16 protein-coding genes and 1 pseudogene are annotated in these 19,204 nt (G+C 68.1%); 9 read left to right on the top strand and 8 right to left on the bottom strand.

Translation table 11 applies throughout. From position 1 onward, the window contains the following. Window positions 1-302: 302 nt before the first annotated feature. From ACBY01_RS04515 to ACBY01_RS04500, 4 genes and pseudogenes are all read left to right on the top strand, one after another. Complete coding sequence (locus ACBY01_RS04515) at window positions 303-5,726, top strand: hypothetical protein (protein ID WP_416459576.1); 5,424 nt, start codon at window positions 303-305, stop codon at window positions 5,724-5,726. Between the two features lie 70 nt (window positions 5,727-5,796). Beyond that, a complete protein-coding gene (locus ACBY01_RS04510) occupies window positions 5,797-6,909 on the top strand; it encodes a TIGR03032 family protein (protein ID WP_416459575.1) in 1,113 nt (370 codons plus the stop codon). Between the two features lie 283 nt (window positions 6,910-7,192). Continuing rightward, window positions 7,193-8,128: pseudogene (locus ACBY01_RS04505) on the top strand (IS630 family transposase). Window positions 8,129-8,363: 235 nt separating this feature from the next. Continuing rightward, window positions 8,364-9,755 carry a methyl-accepting chemotaxis protein gene (locus ACBY01_RS04500; RefSeq protein ID WP_416459574.1) on the top strand — a complete coding sequence of 464 codons (1,392 nt, stop codon included), beginning with the start codon at window positions 8,364-8,366 and terminating at the stop codon, window positions 9,753-9,755. A 648-nt stretch (window positions 9,756-10,403) separates the two neighbouring features. On the opposite strand, the gene ACBY01_RS04495 is transcribed toward ACBY01_RS04500, so the two are convergent. The 7 genes from ACBY01_RS04495 to ACBY01_RS04465 form a co-directional block, all read right to left on the bottom strand. Then, window positions 10,404-10,685, bottom strand: coding sequence for a hypothetical protein (locus ACBY01_RS04495; RefSeq protein WP_416459573.1), 282 nt, complete (start codon window positions 10,683-10,685; stop codon window positions 10,404-10,406). Window positions 10,686-10,876: 191 nt separating this feature from the next. After that, window positions 10,877-11,281, bottom strand: a complete 405-nt coding sequence (locus ACBY01_RS04490) for a hypothetical protein (protein ID WP_416459572.1) — start codon at window positions 11,279-11,281, stop codon at window positions 10,877-10,879. A gap of 179 nt (window positions 11,282-11,460) precedes the next feature. Beyond that, the gene (locus ACBY01_RS04485; RefSeq protein ID WP_416459614.1) at window positions 11,461-12,306 is read right to left on the bottom strand and encodes a flagellin; all 846 of its coding nucleotides are present in this window, start codon (window positions 12,304-12,306) and stop codon (window positions 11,461-11,463) included. A 249-nt stretch (window positions 12,307-12,555) separates the two neighbouring features. Then, window positions 12,556-13,302, bottom strand: a complete 747-nt coding sequence (gene flgH / locus ACBY01_RS04480) for a flagellar basal body L-ring protein FlgH (protein WP_416459571.1) — start codon at window positions 13,300-13,302, stop codon at window positions 12,556-12,558. 23 nt (window positions 13,303-13,325) lie between these two features. Next, window positions 13,326-13,781, bottom strand: a complete 456-nt coding sequence (gene flgA / locus ACBY01_RS04475; protein ID WP_416459570.1) for a flagellar basal body P-ring formation chaperone FlgA — start codon at window positions 13,779-13,781, stop codon at window positions 13,326-13,328. Beyond that, window positions 13,778-14,560, bottom strand: coding sequence for a flagellar basal-body rod protein FlgG (gene flgG / locus ACBY01_RS04470; RefSeq protein ID WP_416459569.1), 783 nt, complete (start codon window positions 14,558-14,560; stop codon window positions 13,778-13,780). Before flgG ends, flgA begins: the two co-directional genes overlap by 4 nt. 36 nt (window positions 14,561-14,596) lie before the next feature. Continuing rightward, window positions 14,597-15,340 carry a flagellar hook-basal body complex protein gene (locus tag ACBY01_RS04465; RefSeq protein ID WP_416459568.1) on the bottom strand — a complete coding sequence of 248 codons (744 nt, stop codon included), beginning with the start codon at window positions 15,338-15,340 and terminating at the stop codon, window positions 14,597-14,599. Window positions 15,341-15,490: 150 nt separating this feature from the next. On the opposite strand from ACBY01_RS04465, the gene ACBY01_RS04460 reads away from it, so the two are divergent. From ACBY01_RS04460 to ACBY01_RS04440, 5 genes are all read left to right on the top strand, one after another. Then, a complete protein-coding gene (locus ACBY01_RS04460; RefSeq protein WP_416459567.1) occupies window positions 15,491-16,033 on the top strand; it encodes a flagellar basal body-associated FliL family protein in 543 nt (180 codons plus the stop codon). Continuing rightward, the gene (gene fliM / locus ACBY01_RS04455; protein WP_416459566.1) at window positions 16,030-17,046 is read left to right on the top strand and encodes a flagellar motor switch protein FliM; all 1,017 of its coding nucleotides are present in this window, start codon (window positions 16,030-16,032) and stop codon (window positions 17,044-17,046) included. The genes ACBY01_RS04460 and fliM overlap by 4 nt, the downstream gene beginning before the upstream one ends. After that, complete coding sequence (locus tag ACBY01_RS04450; protein ID WP_416459565.1) at window positions 17,043-17,399, top strand: DUF6468 domain-containing protein; 357 nt, start codon at window positions 17,043-17,045, stop codon at window positions 17,397-17,399. Before fliM ends, ACBY01_RS04450 begins: the two co-directional genes overlap by 4 nt. Beyond that, complete coding sequence (locus ACBY01_RS04445) at window positions 17,396-17,971, top strand: MotE family protein (protein WP_416459564.1); 576 nt, start codon at window positions 17,396-17,398, stop codon at window positions 17,969-17,971. Before ACBY01_RS04450 ends, ACBY01_RS04445 begins: the two co-directional genes overlap by 4 nt. Window positions 17,972-18,139: 168 nt before the next feature. Further along, window positions 18,140-18,763 carry a GAF domain-containing protein gene (locus ACBY01_RS04440; protein ID WP_416459563.1) on the top strand — a complete coding sequence of 208 codons (624 nt, stop codon included), beginning with the start codon at window positions 18,140-18,142 and terminating at the stop codon, window positions 18,761-18,763. Here the strand turns inward: ACBY01_RS04440 and ACBY01_RS04435 are convergent. Further along, window positions 18,760-19,152, bottom strand: coding sequence for a hypothetical protein (locus ACBY01_RS04435; protein WP_416459562.1), 393 nt, complete (start codon window positions 19,150-19,152; stop codon window positions 18,760-18,762). The genes ACBY01_RS04440 and ACBY01_RS04435 overlap by 4 nt on opposite strands. Window positions 19,153-19,204 lie beyond the last annotated feature (52 nt).

Raw genomic sequence — 19,204 nt, 5'->3', positions numbered from 1 at the left:
CTAGCGACGATTGCTCGAAGTAGCTGGTCGGACAACAGCCGAATGCCACGATTTTCAATATCAGGGCATGATGCTTGCCTGAAGACGAGAGGTGGTATCGTCGTGCTGCGACGGGCTCACCGAAACAGCGGAGGACGTCGACACGTGTCCCGCGTAGGCCGCAGATGAAAATCAGATGCTGGAAATGTTGGGTGAACCATCGCCTCGCCTAGAATTGAGGTTGTAAATAACGGCGCACCGACGTTGACCTGAACAAAAATATGTCGGTAGAACATCCAGAACGGATGCAAATAGGGGGCAGTATGGTGAATGAGCCTGCACGCGTCGGCGTGGCGTTTTCGGCGTCGCGACCCGGGGCGCGGACGCTGCTGCTTTCCACCGCCTTTGCGAGCCTCGCCGCTGGGCTGCTCGCCCCCGGAGTCGCCCAGGCGGCGGACGAGTGCGGCCCCACGCAACAGGGCACCGTGACCTGCACCCCTGCCGGTAATCCCTACGGCAACGGCATCGAGTACACGACGCCGGCCGTCGATCCGACGCAGGATCCGGGCCTCGATCCGGCCGTTCCGGTGTACGACCTGACCGTCAATCTCGATCCAGGGGTCGCCATCGAGCGTGCCGGCGGCACGGGCGTGGCGCTAATCGGCTTCAACGACGGGGGCGTGACGCTCAACTCGGCACCGGACACCGGCATCGCCGTCACCGGCACCGGCTCGACCGGGGTGCTCGCCAGCACGAACTATGGCGACATCACCATCAACACGCAGAGCCTGACCGCCGAGGGCCGCGCGAGCGGCGGGATCAACGCTAACTCCTATGCCGGCGACATCGCCATCAACGCCGGCAGCATCGCGGTGACCGGCAACGGCACGCTTGGCATCAGCGCCAATTCCTATGCCGGCAACGTCACGATCGACGCCGGAACGGTGGACGCGACCGGCTACTACACTGGCGGCATCAACGCCTATGTCGGCAACGGCGACCTGACCGTCACCGTGGACCGCGTCACCACCAGCGGCGGCAGCTTCTACGACTATGGCTCCAACGCCATCGATCTGACCGCGGCAGGCGGCAACATCACGGTCGATGCGGGCGAAGTGTCGACCGGGGCCGACTATTCCACCGGCGTGCAGGCGGTCTCGTTCGGAACGCAGGGCACGGTGGACGTCGCGGTCGATACGATCGCGACCAGCGGCTACGCCGCCTTCGGCGCGCAGATCCAGGGCGCCACCGCGACGCTGAACGCCGGCACGATCGCCACCACCGGCGACTATGGCTACGGCGCCATCGTGTTCGGCACCGGCGCAGGCGGTGCGACGCTGAACGCGGGCACGATCACCACCGCGGGCGACGATGCCACCGGCGCCATCGTGAGGGCCTATGGCGACGGCGCTGCGAGCGTGACGGTCGGCACGGTCGCCACCACCGGCGACGACGCGACCGGCATCTCCGCGGCCGCGTTCGGCTCCGGCGACGTGACCGTGAACGCAGGTACCGTCACCGTCTCTGGCGCGGGCTCGAACGCGGTGGTCGCGACCAGCTACGAAGGCGATGTCGCCCTCAACGTCGACAACGCCTCGACCACCGGCGACTACAGCTTCGCGGTCGCCGGCGCTTCTCGCGCGGGCGGCGACGTGTCCGTCGTCTCGAACGGCTCGATCGTGACCACGGGCGATTTCGCGCCCGGCCTCTACGCGGCCGCAGCACCGGGCGGGAATGCGAGCGTCACGGTCAGCAATGTCTCGACCGACGGTTTCGTCTCGCACGCGGTCGTCGCAGCGGGGGATTCGGTCGACGTGACGGTCAACGGCACGATCCGAACGACCGACTATGGTTCGATGGCCATCCGCGCCCAGGCGTTTGACGGCAGTGCGACGGTGACGAACAACGGCGCGATCGACACGGCCACCGGCGGAGGCGTCGGCATCTTCGCCTCCGGATCGAACGGGGTGACCATCAGCGGCACCGGCACGATCGTGACGAACGGCGGATCGGCCAGCGGCATCGTCGCTTATGGGAACAATGGCGCCACCACCATCGCGGCGACGTCCATCACCACTGCGGGCAACTACTCGCGCGGGGTCAGCGCCGAGGGCTCGGGCGACATGACGCTGGACCTGGGAACCGTCACGACGAACGGCCGGGTCGCGAGCGGGATCGAGGCGGCGACCTTCCAGAACGGTACCGGTCCTCTCGACGCCGATCTGAACGTCACGGTCGATACGGTCACCGTGAACGGCGACTACTCGCACGGGATCAACGTGTTCTCGAGCAACGACGGCGTCGTGAATATCAACGCGGGCACGGTTACCGTCAACGGCGCCAACGGCATCGGCATCCTCTCCGACAGCTTCACCGCCGATACCACGATCCATGCCGATACGGTGATCACCACCGGAACCGGCGACGTCTACAGCGGCCCCTCCGCCATCTACGCGACCAGCGATACCGGCGATATCGCCGTCACCTCGTCAAATCTGATTTCGACCCAAGGATCGGGCGGGATCGGTGTCTTCGCCTCGACCGCCGGGGACGTGACGATCGACGTCAACGACGTGTCGACCCGGGGAGACAACGCTCCTGCGATCGTCGCGGCCGGCGGCAATGCGGCCGTGACGATCAACGGCGACGTCTCGACCGCGGGTGCCAACGCGCCCGGCGTCTATGCGGTCGGCCAGACCGGCAACGCGACCGTCATCAACAACGGCTCCGTCACCACCGCAGGCACCGGCAGTGCCGGCATCGTCGCGCTCGCTTATGGCGACGTGACCGTGTCCGGCACGGGAGCGGTCCAGTCCAGCGGAACGGGCCTCGACCTCTACAGCTACGCCGGAAACATCGTTGCAGGCCAGGCGGCGATCGTCACCGCCGGCGACGGCGCCGACGGCATCCGCGCCGAAACCGCGAATGCGCTGGGCGCCGACGGCAACATCACGATCGACACCGGCACGATCACGACCAGCGGCGACGCTGCCGACGGGATCGACGCGACCGCGCTGGGCGGCGGCACCATCGCCATCACCCACGGTGCGATCGCCACCAGCGGCGAGGAGTCGTTCGGCGTCGCCGCGATCGGGCTGGACGACGTGACGATCGCGGGCGGGTCGGTGACGACCACCGGCTACAACGCTGCCGGCGTCTACGCCGTCAGCATCCTGGGCAACGCCTCCGTCGCCAATAGCGGCACGATCTCGACGGCCGGCGACTATGCGCCCGGCGCGCTTACCGCTTCCTATTACGGCAATGCTGCGGTCGACGTGAACGCGGTCTCCACGACCGGCTATTCGTCGGACGGCGCGTTCGCGGTCGCCTTCTACGGCGACGCGAGCGCGAGCGTGAACACGGTCAGCACGGCCGGCGACAACTCCATCGGCGTGCGCGTAGAGGCGTACAACGATGCCACCGCCACCGTCGGGAAGTCGGCGACCACCGCGGGCGCCTACGCCGATGCGGTGAGCGTCTATTCGGGCTACGGCACCGCCAGCGTCGTCAACAACGGCGCCATCGTGACCACCGGGATCGAGGCGAACGGCATCGACGCGAACAGCGCCTATGGCGGGATCGCCATCAGCGGCGCCGGTTCGGTGGCCACGCGCGGCGACTTCTCCACCGCGATCGTTGCGCGCGCTCTTTCCGGTCCGATTTCGATCAGCACGGGGACCGTCGCAACGTCCGGCGCGGGGGCCGGCGGCATCAGTGCCTATGGCGGGGGCGGCGTGACGATCGACGTCGATTCGCTCAGCACCGCGGGCGACGGAGCATTCGGCATCTCGGCCGGGGGCGGCAATTCGGTGACGGTCAACGCCACCCAGGTCCGCACCAGCGGCGACAAGGCGAACGGCATCGAAGCGGCGAGCTTCGGCGGCGACGTGATTGTCGATGTGGGGTCGGTCCGCACCTCGGGCGCCGACAGCATCGCCATCCGTGCGTTCGGGTTCGGCGGCGGCGCCGACGTGCGCGCGACCGGCGCGGTCGTTTCCGACAGCGGAATCGCCGTGCGGATGCGCGCAGGGGGCGTCGGCGGCGGGGGCAATATCGGTCTGGGCGATCCCGCACTCGACGGCATCGCGCGGCTGACGGTAGCATCGGGCGGCTCCGTCGTCGGGGGAACCGACGCGGTGTGGATCGACTCCGTCCGCGGCGCCGTGGTCGACAACGCGGGCACGATCGCCGGCGGCAGCGGCTATGCGCTGCGCGTCACCGGCGCGCCGGCGACGATCGCCAACAGCGGGGACATCCACGGTCGCCTGCTGCTGACGGACGGCAACGACACGCTGACCAACAGCGGCCGCTGGACGCTGACCGGCGTCAGCGACTTCGGCGACGGCACCGACACCTTGACCAGCAGCGGCACGATCCGGCTCGACACCGCCGGCGCAGCACAGGCGGCATCGGTCGCCGGGCTCGAGACGCTTGCCAGCAGCGGTCTGATCGACCTTCGCAACGGCGTGGCCGGCGACCGGCTGACGTTTGCGAACACGGCCTACACCGGCAGCGGCGACGCGACGCTGGGTCTGGACGTCGCGTTCGGCAACGGTACGGCGACCACCGACCAGCTCATCCTGGGTAGTGCCGCCGGCGCCACGGAGATCGCGCTGAACGCCACGGGCACGCCGACGCTATTCGCCCCGGTGACGCTGGTCGACGTCGCCGCCGCGTCCAGCCCCGATGCGTTCACGCTGGCAGGCGGTTCGCAGGAGGTCGGAGTCGTTGCGTTCGGCATCACCTACGCCCCGGAGGCGACCGCCTATCAGCTGGTCAGCGCCCCCGGCACCGCCGTCTATCGCCAGGCGCAGCTTGGCGAAGCACTGACGACGCTGTGGAATCGCTCGGCCGACGCGGTCAGCGCGCGCTTCTCGTCCAGCCGCGATGCCGCCTGGGCGAGCGAGGCGGCCACCGGCTCGGGCCGGCTGTGGCTGCAGTCGCTGGGCGAGGTGAACACGCGCAAGGACCGCCGCGACTTCGACCTCGGCGGGCTGGCGCAGCCGGACGTGAACCTCGGCTACCGGCAGGATGCCTTCGGCACGCAGGTCGGGTTCGATGTGATCGACGGCTCCGCCGAGGGCGGCGCGATCGCCGGCGTCACGGCAGGCTACCTCAACTCGACCACGCGGTTCCTGGCCGGCGGCGGCGACCGCTTCCAGGTCGATGCGTTCAACGTCGGCGTCTATGCCGGCTTCCACGGCGGCCCGTTCTTCGTCGACGGTTTGGCGAAGTACGATTTCTACAAGGTCGGTCGACGCAGCTACATCGCCGGGCTGAAGGGCGACGACGACGCGCACGCCTGGGGCGGCAAGGTCGAGGCCGGCTTGCGGCTCGGTTCGGCGAGCTTCTTCGCGGAACCGCTCGTCAGCCTTGCCTACAGCCAGACCTCGCTCGACGATTTCGAGGTCGGCGCCAATGCGTTCGACTATGATCGGTTCGAGGGGCTTCGCGGCAAGGCAGGGCTGCGGCTGGGCGGTCGCACCGATCTCGCCGGCTCCACCGTCGCCTTCTATGCAGCGGGCGCGGCCGTGAAGGAGTTCGAAGGGCGCGACGGGCTGCGCTTCGCCAGCGGCGGGCAGGTATTTTCGGTTCGCGGCGACCGGCTGAACACCTTCGGCCAGGGCACGCTGGGCATGAACGTCACCATGTCGAGCGGCGTCAGCGGCTTCCTCGAGGGCCACGGCGAGTTCGGCAAGGAGTATCGCGGCGGCGGCGGCCGCGTCGGGCTGCGCGTTCGCTTCTGACCGGCATCGCGCGCGCCTGCCGGCCCATGAGCCGGGTCGGCAGGCGCTGCGGCTTAATGGAAGGCACTGCATGACGGACCAAGCGACTGAAGGCACCGTGGCCACGCCGGCGCCACGGGGCGACACGGTGCCGGCCGTGGCCCAGACAGGCACGCAGCTCACCGTCTCGCGTGGTCTGGCGGACTGGCTGCGCAGCCATCGCACCAGCTTCGCCTTCACCTCCTACCAGACGGGTCAGCTGTTCCTGGTCGGGCTGCTCGCCAACGGCACGGTTTCGTTCAACCAGCAGAATTTCGTGCGCGCGATGGGGCTCTGCTACCAGCCAGGGCGGCTCTACCTGGGCGCGCTTTCGCAGGTGTGGCGGCTGGAGAACATGCTGCGTCCGGGCGAGCGCGCCAACGGCCAGTTCGACATGGCGCTGGTGCCGCGCAACGCCCAGACCGTCGGCGATGTTGACATCCATGAGGTCGGTACCGACGACGAAGGGCGGGTGATCTTCGTCAACACCAAGTACAGCTGCCTCGCCACGCTGGATCTGGTGCACAGTTTCCGGCCGATCTGGAAGCCGCCGTTCATCTCGCGCCTCGCACCCGAAGACCGCTGCCATCTCAACGGCGTCGCCTTCGACGGCGGTCAGCCACGCTATGTCACCGCGGTCAGCCGCAGCGACATCGTCACCGGCTGGCGCGAGCGGCGGCACGAGGGCGGTGTCCTAATCGAGGTCGATACCGGCCGCATCGTCACCGACCAGCTCTCCATGCCGCACAGCCCCCGGCTTCACGACGGCGCGGCCTATGTGCTCGACTCGGGCCGCGGCGAGATCGTGCGGGTCGATCTGGAGAGCGGGCAGAAGACCACGATCGCCTTCTGCCCCGGCTTCCTGCGCGGCATGTCGATCCACGCCGGCCATGCGCTGGTCACCGTCTCCAAGCCCCGCAACGGCACCTTCGCCGGCCTGGCGCTGGACGAGGCGCTCCGCGGTCGCGACGCGGAGCCGTGGTGCGGCGTGCTGGTCGTCGATCTGGCGACCGGCGACATCGTGGAATGGCTGAAGCTAGAGGGCTTCATCACCGAGCTGTTCGACGTCGCGGTAATGCCGGGCGTCACGTGCCCGATGGCGATCGGGCCGGACACGGTAGATATCCGCTCGACAATCAGCTTCGACCCGCTGCCGGAACAGTGAGCGTAAGGATCTGATAGCACAACAGCCCGGCCGGGTGGGTAGAGCGAGGAGCATCCAGCCCGCTGTGATCCTGTACCAGAGGTGAAGCCCGACCGGCGTAGTTTCGGCCGTTCCGTCCATTTGGACAGGTCTTCAAAGCAGATAGTAGTCCATCTGATTGGCGCGGGCGAACCCTCCCGCCGCCGGTCCCGGAGCATGTTTCGAGCTGACTGTTTCGACGGGGATTCACAAAACGGGACCGATGTGGTTCCAGGCTGCCCGCCGGGATCGGCGGCCGGCATGCATGACGCGAGCTTTGTCGTTGGATTTTCGGGAGCGTGTGCTTGCGGCGGTCGCGGCTGGTGCGTCGTGTCACCAGTCGGCGGCGCGGTTCGGGGTGAGCGCGTCGAGCGCGATCCGGTGGAACGCGCTTGCGAACGCGAAGGGTGATGCGACGCCGAAGCGCCAAGGCGGCGCCCGCCGCTCGCGCCGGATTGAGGCGCATACGGACCTGATCCTGGGCGCGGTCGAGCGACAGCCGGACATCACGCGGGCGGGCCTGCGCATCGAGCTTGCCGGGGCACGGCGTCGCGATCAGCGTCGCGGGTCTGTGGCGCTTCTTCGCGCGTTGCCGGATCACGCACAAAAAAAGTCCGGGAATGCCGCGGAGCAGGACCGTCCCGACGTCCTGAAGCGGCGCTGGAAATGGTCGGAGGGCCAACTCGACCTCGACCCGCATCGCCTCGTCTTCATCGACAAGACCAGCGCGCACACGAAGATGGCGCGCCTCCACGGCCGCGCCGCGCGGGCAGCGGCTCGGCGCCGCCATCCCGCATGGCCATTTGGAAGACCACCACCTTCGTCGGCGCGCTCCGGTTGACCGGCATGACCGCGCCGATGGTGCTCTACGGGCCGATAACCGGCGAGTGGTTTTTTGCCTACACTCAACAGTTCCTCGCGCCGACGCTCGAGCCCAACGACGTCGTGATCCTCGGTAACCTTCCCGCCCACAAAGGAGACGCGGTGCGTGAAACCATCTGGGCGGATGGGGCGCGGCTCCTGCTGTTCCTCCCACCCTACAGCCCCGACTCAACCCGATCGAGAACACCTTCCCAAGCTCAAGACGCTGCTGCGCAAGGCCGCTGCGCGCACCATCGAGCACCTCTGGAGTGTCATTGACGAAAGCCTCGATGCCTTCACACCAGCCGAATGCGCCAACTACTTCGCTGCCGCCGGCTAGGACGCATACTGATTGAAAAATGCTCTATTCGACCGCCGGTGCGCCAGACTTGCGCCCTTTTCCTCCATTCGGCTCCGTTTCGGAAACGCTGTGATGGTAATGCCGATCGCCGCCGAAGCGACCTCCTGCCTTCTATAACGGGATAGGAACGGTTCTTTTTCACACCCATTGTGGGGCGAACCGTCACAATCTGCGGATCACAACGATCCACGACTTGGGCTGGAGGAGGCCACGCATGTACTGGTTCCGGGCGATCGCGCCTGTCCGCACGAAGCTGAAGATCGCGTTCGGCACCTTCACGGCGCTGATCGCGGCGCAAGGGCTCGTCGGCTATTTCTTCGACGGATGGGTCTCGCTCGTTCTCAGCGGACTGTTCGTCGTGCTCACCGTGGTGGTCGGCGCTTTCTATCGCAGCGCCATCGCCGATCCGTACGTCACGACGGTGGTGCGCATGGAGGGCGTCGCCGCCGGCGACCTCACCAGCCCGATCCAGTACACCGACTACAGCGACTGCGTCGGCCGGCTGACCCGCGCGATGCTGACCTTCCGCGACGCCGCGGTGCACCAGCAGCAGGAGGCCGCCGCCCAGACCGAGGTGGTCCGGGTGCTCAACGAGCATCTCGGCGCCCTCGCCAAGGGCGACCTGACGGCGGAAATCACCGCCGACTTCCCGTCGTCCTATGCGGCGCTGAAGGGCAACTTCAACGGTGCCCTGACCGAACTGCGCACGCTGATCGGGGCGGTGATGGAAAGCACGGCATCGGTTCGCACCGGCTCGGGTGAGATCGCCCACGCCTCGGAGAACCTCGCGCGGCGCACCGAAGCCAATGCGGCGAGTCTGGAGGAAACCTCCGCGTCGCTCACGCAGATCGACAGCCGCCTGAAGGCGACCGCGGTCGCCGCCAGCGACACCGTGCATCGCGCCGACCAGGCGATCTCGACCGTCAACGGCGGCCGCGCCATCGCCGACGAAGCGGTGCAGGCGATGAACCGCGTGTCGGACAGCGCCCGCGGCATCGATTCGGTGATCGAGGGCGTGGACAAGATCGCCTTCCAGACCCGGGTGCTCGCGATGAACGCGGCAGTCGAGGCCGGACGCGCCGGCGACGCCGGTCGCGGCTTTGCGGTGGTGGCCGACCTGGTCTCCGCTCTGGCAATGCGCGCCGAGGAAGAGGCGAAGCGCGCCCGCGATCAGCTGACCGTCACCCAGGCGGATATCGTGACGGCGGTCGAAGCGGTGCAGAAGGTCGATGGCGCGCTTTCCGACATCTCGGGCGATGTGGGCCAGGTCCACCAGTTGCTCGGCACGATGGCGGCGGACAACAAGGCGCAGTCGGCGGCGATCACCGAGATCTCGGCCGCGATCAGCACGATGGACCATTCGACCCAGCAGAATGCCGCGATGGTCGAAGAAACGTCGGCTGCCGCGCGCAACCTCAGCAACGAGGTGACGGTCATGACCGAGCAGACCTCGCACTTCCGCGTCGAGGAAGGCCGCATCGATCGCCCGCAGCGGTCGGCCGGAACGCTCGACCAGCGCCTCGCCGCGCCGGCCCGCCCGCTTCCGCCAGCGGCCGTCCCCGCGCTGGTGCGTGCCGGCGGTGACGACGACTGGAACGAGTTCTGATCCCAAGCTGACCTACATCGGTCGACACGGGCCCGCCGCAGCGATCGTGCTGCGGCGGGTCTTTTTTTGTTTGCCGGTAGGGGACGCAGGACGGTGGTGAAGGCTGCTGCCGTCGGGATCTCACGCCGATCGGCGCCACGGGGCGTGTCCCCTTGCGGCTTCAACGCTCTTCTTAGGGAGGGATCTAGGTCGGATCGACATTCACGCATTTCCCGTTCGTCTCGAGTGGGGATCGAGCTTGTCGAGAGCCCGTATCGAGAGAGCCGCGAATGCCGACCTCTCGATACGCCGTCTCGACAAGCTCGACGGCACCTCGAGGCGAACGGATGAAGGGGGGAGTTCAGGACTTCAACGATGAATGTCGATACGCCCCAGTTCCTCGCCAGCCCGCATCTTCGAGACCGGGACGCTCATCACCGCGACCCGTCGAAGAGCTCCCACCGGTACATGGCGCCGCACGAGGTAGATGCGGTGGCTGTCCCCGCTCATACCTCGCGCGCAGCGCGAATGGACCCAGACTTCCGTCAGGGTGATGAATGACGGGGGCGATCCGCTAGCTTGCGCACGTGGGCGTTGTGCGCCCACGCTTCGGCAGATTGGCGAGTGACACGGGAGGAGCGCCGCGGCTTTGGCCGTCAGCGCGTGGTTTCAGGCGGCCTGGCGCCCGGGAGGACCGAGCAGGCCGAGCGCCGCGACCGGCGGAACCGCGGCCAGGACGGGGACGGCGTCGATGCGCAGGTCCTGCGCGCGGCAACCCGCCAGGTCGATCGGGAGGAGCAGCGCGGCCAGGCAGTCGGCGATCTCCGCCTCCTCGCACGCACCGAGCGTGTCGAGCACATCCTCGTGCGTCAGGGCGGAGGTCCGCATCGTCTTGGCGGCGGCTGCCGTCCAGAGCGCCGCCGCATCCTCGACCGAGAGGGTCAGGGTCACCCGGTACTCGACCGGGTTCGTCCTGACGACGGCGGGTTCCGCACGAACTGCACGGCTGGAGTCTAGCGGAACCATCATACCCCTCGTCTACGTCCTCGCGTTCGGCATGCGGCGCTCGCCGGCCTCAGGGCGCGGCTGATGCCGCAGAACTGCGTGGAGCAGAAGTAAGGGGTTCTGCGTAATGCTCTGGATCAAGGCAGTTCGAGTTCTCGCTGCCGACGAAACGCGCGCAGATGCGCGAGGATCAGGCAGAGCTCGGCATAGAGCCGATCCCAGAGCGATGCGGGGATCTCCAGCGGGCGATCGAGCCCGGCCTGGATGAGAAAGATCGCCGGCTCGGGATACGCAGCGAGCCGCAGCCGGGTGGTGCATGCACCGTCGGTGCATTCGTCGGGAAGCGGCTGGTCGCCCGCGATCCGGGCGGACATGATGAAGCCCCACAGCAGCTCTGCGCCATAGGCGTCGAGCACCGCACGCGGCCGGCCGCGGACGTTCGGCCGCTCCAGCACGAGCGTGGGCCCGTCGGCCTGCGCCTCCACGACGACGTTGAGACGGATACCGGTGGGATCGGTGATGGCCCTGGCCCTGGCGAACAAGCGTACCTCCTGCTGCACTCATTATAGGCGCGTCACGATCGCGACGGGCCTGAGGCAGCGCGCAGCAGCGAGGGAAAACACCCTCGCCGGCGCGAAAAAAAGAAGCCGGGACGGTAGGGTCCGTCCCGGCTTCATCGCGATCCCGCCCGCGTTGGGGAAACGGGCGGTTCCCGCCTCCCTTAACGGAAGAGCGAGGTGATCGTCTGCGGCGCCTGGTTGGCGATCGACAGCGCCTGCACGCCAAGCTGCTGCTTGACCTGCAGAGCCTGCAGCTTGGCAGACTCCTTGGCGAGGTCGGCGTCGACGAGGTTGCCGATGCCGGCCGCAATCGTGTCCGACAGCTTGCTGACGAACGACGACTGACCGTCGATGTTGCGCGACGCCGCGCCGAGCGTGCTCAGCTTGGTGTTGATCGCCTTCCCGACGGTGTCGAGCGTGGTCAGCATGGTCTTCGAGTTGGCGGCCGTATCGACGGCGCCGGCCGAGATCGCGTCCAGAACGTCGGTGGAGAAGTCCTGGTTCGCAACGGTCAGCGTGGTGCCGTTGGTGATGTCGGTCGACATCAGCGCCTTGACCGAGCCGCTACCGGGGGCAGCGGCGTCTTCCTTCTTCAGCAGGTTGGTGCCGTTGAAGGAAGAAGAATCGATGATCGAGCCGATCTGATCCTTCAGTGCGCCGAAGTCCTTGGCGATCGCAGCGCGGCTGTCGGCATCGAGGCCTTCGTCCGACGCTTCCTTCGCCTTGGCCTTCATCTGGTTGACGATGTCGGAGATTTGCTCCGCACCGGCCACCGCCACGTCGGTGGTGCTCTTCGCCCGGCTGAGCGACGAACCGACCGCCGTCAGGACGCCCTGATCGCCGCGAAGCGTCTGGGCAACCGTGTACTTGGCAGAATCGTCCTTCGTCGACGACACGTTCAGGCCGGTGTTGATGCGGCTCTGAACCGTCGACAGGTCCTTGTTGGTCGAGTTGAGGCTCTGAAGAGCCGCCATCGCGCCAATGTTGGTGTTTACGGACATACCCATGATAATACTTCCTTCTGGAATGAAGATCGCTTCTGCGATCATGGGTCAGCTCGCTGACCCCCGACCGGCCGCCCCAGCGGCCTGTGCTTTCATTTTGGGAAAGTTTTCGGCCGAGCGGCGTCAGCGATCATGTTTTTTCGCGGTCAGCCTCGCATCGGGATGTGTTGCCCCGAGGGCACGCGAAAACGGCGCCGAAGGCGGGGAGCCCTCGACGCCGTTTTCGGGTCGACACGCCTTTCAAAGGCGCCCTCAGAACGGGAACAGCGCGTCGTAGATCTGCTGGCCCCAGCGCGCCTGCTGCGCACTGCTGAGCTGGCCGCGGCCGCCGTAGCTGATCCGCGCCTCGGCGATCTGCGAATGGGCGATGCTGTTGTCGCGGGAGATGTCCTGCGGGCGGACGAGGCCAGTGACGATCAGTTCGCGCAGTTCATAGTTGACCCGCACCTCCTGCCGGCCGCGGATCGCCAGATTGCCGTTGGGCAGCACGTTGGTGACGATCGCCGACATGGTCATGTTGATCGTCTCGCTGCGGCTGATGTTGCCACCGCCCGAATTCTGCGACTGCGAGTTGGTGCTGGCGAGGTTGGTGCCGTTGCCCGGCAGCAGCTTCTGCAGGCCGAGCAGCGACGCGACGCTGGCGTTCTCCGACCCGGCGCGCGAGCGGCTGGTCGAATTGCCGACCTCCGCCCGGTCGGCGATGTTGATGCGGATCGTCAGGATATCGCCGACGCTCGCGGCGCGCTGGTCGCCCAGGAACGCGCCCGCGCCGGCGCGGAACAGCGAGGCGCTGGGCGTCTGCACCGCCCCGGGCGGGGTCATCGCGGTGCGGCGCTGGGTCGCGCCCGCTTCGCCAAGCGATCGCTCGAGATACGGTGCGTCGACCTGGCCGACTTCGCTCAGCGGCGGGGCCTTGCCCACCATCTTGAGGTTCCCGACCGTGCCGCAACCCGACAATGCGGCGCCGGCGACGATCAGCAGGGGAAGGGTCTTGTTCATGGAAGCCAAACTCCGCTGCAGCTTCACGGCGCAGTCACGCGCACGGCGTCCGGACCCTCGACCACAGCGTCGAGCGTGCGGTTGGTGGACAGATTGACCACGCGCACCATCTCCCCTGCCCCGGCGCTCGCAAGGGCGCGGCCGCCGGTGGCAATCGCCAGCCCGGCGGACCGGATGGTGATGGTGACGGGCTCGCCGCGGCGCACGAGCCGCGGGGCGATCACGTCGTTCGCGCGAACTACGGTGCCGGCCGGCAGCAGCCGGGTCGTCTCCTTGCCCACCGCATCGCCCACCGGCAGCGCGTTGCGCGCCTGCGCCGGTGTCCGCGGCTCGGACGCGAAGTCGTCCTGCCCTAGCAGCTGGCCGCGCGCGACCGCGCGGCTGAGCACGGGCACCTCGACGGCCGCAGCACCGGTCTGTGCCGCCGCGGGAAGCGCGGTGACGAGGCCGAGCGCGACGAGAGACAGCCGCCCGATCACCGCAGCTGGCTCGTGGTGGAGAGCATCTCGTCGGCGGTCTTCACCACCCGGCTGTTCATCTCATAGGCGCGCTGCGCGGTGATCAGAGCGGTGATCTCCGCCACCGGGTTGACGTTCGACGCCTCGACGAAGCCCTGCTGCAGCGTGCCGAGGCCGGGATCGCCCGGCGTCGCGACGGTCGGCTGGCCCGACGACGCGGTTTCCAGCAGCAGGTTGCCGCCCTGCGCCTCGAGCCCCGCCTCGTTGACGAAGGTCGCGAGCTGGAGCTGACCGACCGTCTGCATCTCGGGGGCGCCGGCGGTCTTCACCTGGACCTCGCCGGTCTTGGAGATCGACACGTCGACCGCGTCCTGCGGGACGGTGATCCCCGGCTGCACCGGATAGCCGTCGGTGGTGACGAGCTCGCCCTGGTCGGACAGCTGGAAGGCGCCGTCGCGGGTATAGGCGGTCTCGCCGCTCGGCAGCGTCACCTGGAAATAGCCGCGGCCCTGGATGCCCAGGTCGTAGCGGTTGTCGGTCTGCTGCAGCGTGCCCTGCTCATGGATGCGATAGACACCGCCCGTCTTGACGCCGAGACCGATCTGGATGCCGGTTGGGACCTTACTGTCCGGCCCGGTCGCAGCGCCCGGCCGCGACACGTTCTGGTAGAGCAAGTCCTGGAACTCGGCCCGCTGCCGCTTGTACGCGGTCGTGTTCATGTTGGCGATGTTGTGCGAGATCACATCGACGTTGGTCTGTTGGGCCAGCATGCCGGTGCTGGCGGTGGAGAGACAGCGCATGGCGTACCTTTCGAGAGAAAAAGGAAGAGAGGAGGATCAGCTGAAGCGGCCGAGCCGGTCGATCGCGCTCTTGCGCATGTCCGACAGGCTCTGGGAAAGCTGCACGCTGGTCTGATAGGCGCGCAGGATCTCGACCATCGAGGTGGTCTCGACGATCGGCTGGACGTTGGAGCTTTCGATGCCGCCCGAGCGCAGCTTGGTCTCGGCGGCGGGCAGTTCGCGGCCGTTCTGCGCGTCGAACATGCCGTCGCCGCGCGGGGCGACCCCGCGCTCGTCGTCGAATACGGTCACGGCGATGCGGCCGAGCGGGCCTTCGCGGCCCATCACCGTGCCGTCGTCGGTGACGGAGAGGTTGGCCTGCTCCTCGACCGGCACGTTGATCGGCTTGCCGCCCTCGCCCAGGATGCGCTGGCCGCCGGCGGTGCCGAGATCGCCGCTGTCGAGCACCTTCACATAGCCCGCGCGCGTATAGGCGGTGCCGCCCGCCGGCGTCTCGACCGCAAGATAGCCCGGGCCGTCGATCATCACGTCGAGCGGATTGCTCGTCGCCTCGAAGCTGCCCGAGGCGGTGTCGTGCACCTGGCCGAAATCGAGCACGAACGACGTCTTCTTTGCGTCCGGCACCATCGCCTGGTCGGCCCGCTCGACATATTCGCGGAACACCGGCTGCTCGCGCTTGAACCCCGCGGTGCTCATGTTCGCCATGTTGTTGGCGGCGACGTCCAGCTTTCGCCGGAGCGCCTGTTCATGGCTGAGCAGCACATAGGAGGAGATGTCCATCCGCGGCCTCTTCGAAAAATCTGCATCCGGTGTCCGCTAGGCAAAAGTTGCCCGCTCACCGCTCTATAATAGGAAGGAAACGGCCGTCCGGGTTCGGACGCCACGCAAATTCAGCGGCTTGCCGAGGCAAGCGGTTCAGGGGCGAAGTCAGTGTCAGCAGAAGACAAGCAGGTCAGCACCGAGGTCGAAGGCACCGCCGCACCGGCCAAGCCCCAGCCCAACAAGCGCAAGCGCATGATGATCGTCGCTGCGGCCGCCGCCGTGCTGCTCGCGGGCGGCTGCGGCGGCGCCTATGCGCTGATGGGCGGCGAGGCCGAGGCCGGAACCACCGCCGAGCACGGCGAGGCAGCGGAGGAAGACGAAAGCGCCGAGGGTCACGGCGACGGTGCCGAGGCGTTCGTCGACGTGCCGGCGATGGTCATCAACCTGCGCAACGCCGACGGGGGCAGCCACTTCCTCAAGCTGCACTTCATGCTCGTACCTGGGGCGGCTGCCACGCCGGACGCGCTGCGCGACAAGCTGCCGCTGCTGCTCGACGCCTATCAGCCGTTCCTGCGCGAACTCCGTCCGGAGGACCTCGCCGGCTCCGCCGCGGTGTTCCGCATCAAGGAAGAGATGCTGGTGCGCGCCAACGCCACGCTCGGATCGGGCAAGGTGAAGGACGTGCTGATCCAGGACCTGATCCAGCAATGAGCGACGATTTCGACGATTTCGCCCTCCCCGACCCGCCGGTGATGCCGATGGGCGGGGATGCGACCTTCGACCAGGCCGGCATCGACGCGCTGTTCGGGGACCTCGACACGCGCCCGGAGCCCAAGGTCGGGCTGAAGGCGGTGATCGAATCCAACGTCATCAGCCACGAGCGGCTGCCGATGCTGGAGGTGGTGTACGACCGTATGGTCCGCACCTTCGCCACGTCGATGCGCAACCTGACGTCGGACGCGATCGACGTCAGCCTGGAGGAAATCAACACCATCCGCTTCGGCGACTTCATGAGCCACGTGATGCTCCCGGCGATGATCGGGGTGTTCCGGGTCGAGGAGTGGGAGAACTACGGGCTGATCACGGTCGATTCCGGCCTGATCTACGCCGTGGTCGACGCGCTGCTCGGCGGGCGTCGCAGCGCGGCGCCACTGGTGATCGACGGGCGCGGGTTCACCAGCATCGAGACCGGGCTGGTCGCGCGCATGCTGCAGCTCGCGCTCGCCGACATGAGCGCGGCGCTGAAGTCGATCACCCCCAACACCATGAAGCTGGAGCGGATCGAGACCAGCCCGCGCTTTGCCGCGATCGCCGCGCCGACCAACATCTGCGCGGTGGCCACCTTCCGCGTCGACATGGAGGGTCGCGGCGGCAAGTTCAGCGTGCTGCTGCCCTACGCCACGATCGAGCCGGTCCGCCATCAGCTCGGCCAGCGGTTCATGGGCGAGAAGTTCGCGGGCGACAATGTGTGGGAAGCGCACATGAGCGCGGAGATCCGCAAGACCGAGGTGCTGGTCGACGTGGTGCTCGGCGAGAAGCCGCTGACGCTGCAGGAGATCCAGGACTTCGCCATCGGCCAGACCATCGCCCTCCACCAGAGCCCGGACGATCCGCTCGACATCCAGTGCGGCGGAGTCACGCTGGGCCGCGCGCAGATCGGACAGCGCCGCAACAATATCGCGATCCGTCTGGTGACGGACGTTGCCAAGGACAGCCAGTCATGAACTTCGCCGTGCTCACCAACATCGCCACGATGGCGCTGTGCCTTGCCGTGCTGGTGCAGAGCGTGCGGATGATGCGCTCGCTCAAGGCGGTGAAGGAAGGCGCGCTGACCGACGTGGTCGGGGCGCTCGACCGCTCGACCGCGCAGGCGCGCAGCGTGCTGTCCGAGCTCAAGAGCGCGCTGATCGAGTCGGCGTCCACCGCACGCGTGATCGACGAGGGCAAGAACATGGCCGACGAGCTGGGCGTGATGATCGAGATCGCCAACAACACCGCCGAGCGGCTGATGGCGGCTGCCAGCAACGCCAATCGTCCCGCCGCCGATCAGCCCGAGACCGACGAGGTGGCGGCATGATCCGGCGTCCTTCGCTGCTGGCGCTGACCGCCGCCGTGGCCGCCGCCGCCGCGGTCGCCAACGGGGTGAGCGCCGCCTCCCCCGACACGGCAGACGTCGCCGGCGGCGGCGCGCCGGCGCAGACCCGGCTCGGTGCCGCGATCGGCGGAGAGATGAACGCCCGCGACCGTGCCGTGGCCGAGCGCAAGCGCGCGCTCGACCTGCGCGAGCAGGCGACCCGCGCCGCCGAGGCCCGGCTGAAGGCCGACCTCGACGCCCGCCAGCAGGCCGACGCCGCCCCCGCTGCCGAGCCGACGCGGAGCGCCGGCCGGATGGAACAGGAGCGCGACCAGTACGACGACCTCGCCCGCATCTATCAGGCGATGAAGCCGGCGCAGGCCGCGGTGGTGCTCGAGCAGCTCGACCTCGACGTGCAGATGAAGGTCGCGCAGAAGATGCGCGAGCGTTCAGCGGCGATGATCCTGGGGCAGATGACGCCCAAGGGCGCCGCGAAGCTCAGCATGGCACTGGCGCGGCGATACCCGGTCTCCAGTCCACCGCCCGGCGCACGAAATACAGCGGCGCGCCCTTGATTCCGTCCAGTAACGGGCACGCATAACTACCTAATTGCAATTGCGTCTCCATTCCACGATTACAGCGCAGCCCGATCTCGCGGAGGCGCGAGCGGCGACGAGGAGCAGCTGGCCATTTCCGCGGACCCGAGCGAAACTCTGCGACAGGCGGCCGTCTTCGCGTCCGGCGTGCTCGCGATCCGCAGCAACGATGCGCTGCGCGCGATCGTCGAGCGGGCGGCGGCGCTGCTCGACACGCCGATCGCCGCGCTGACGATCATCGATCGCGAGCGGCAATGGTGCCCGGTCGCGATCGGGCTGCCCGGCGAACTGCCCCGGCAGGTCGCCTTCTGCAGCTATGCGGTGCGCAAGCCCGGCGAGACGCTGTGCGTGCTGGACGCCACCGCCGACACGCGCTTCTCGGCCAATCCGCTCGTCACGCCGGAAGACGGCGTCCGCTTCTATCTGGGGGCGCCGCTCGTCGATGAGGATGGCCTAGCGCTTGGCGCGATCTGCGTGCTCGATCGCACGCCGCGGGAATCGCTCTCCGACGAGAAACGGGCCGCGCTGCAGGAGCTCGCGCGCGAGGCGATGGTGGCGATCCGCGCGTCCGAGATCCGCACCGAATTCGCACCGGAGGCCGTCGAGCACATCGTCTCGCAGATGCGCGACGCCGCCAAGCGCGACGACGAGACGCTGCTGCTGGCGCTCGATCGGGTCGTCCAGATGCTGGAGCAGGAATTGACGGTGCCGCTGCCGCACGACTGGCTCGACGAGCCGATCGCCCCGGCGGACCCGCCGCGGCAGGACTAGGCCGGAACCGCCATCACCTTGACGATCAGCACGCGGGCGATGCCGGGCTTCTGCGCCTGCAGCGCCGCGGTCAGCCGCGACGCCAGGCGCCGCGCGTCGACGGGAAGCCGCGGCGAGGCGTAGAGCCGCGCGAACTCCAGCCCCTCGCTCAAGGCCGCCGCACGCAGCAGCGGCAGCGCCGCGGTCAGCGCGTGCGCCGCGCCCTCGTCCTTCGCCTCCAGCACCAGCTGGAAACGCAACGTGCCGTCGGCCCGCGCGCCGTCGACGATCGGCACTGCCAGTTCGTCCATCGTCACGAGATGCGGTGCCCCTGCGCCGCCCGAGGCGTGCGCGGGCACGCCGGCCGTCGCGAGCGACAGCGCCAGGGCGGAAAGGAGAAAGGATCGCATCGACAAGCTCCGGCAACGCTGCGCGGACGCCGAACGCAGCCGCCTTCCCTCT

It is taken from the genome of Sphingomonas mangrovi (genome assembly GCF_047975845.1).
Lineage (GTDB): Bacteria > Pseudomonadota > Alphaproteobacteria > Sphingomonadales > Sphingomonadaceae > Sphingomonas.
The sequence above is the reverse complement of the archived record's forward strand: the minus strand, read 5'-3'. Positions and strand labels throughout refer to the sequence as shown.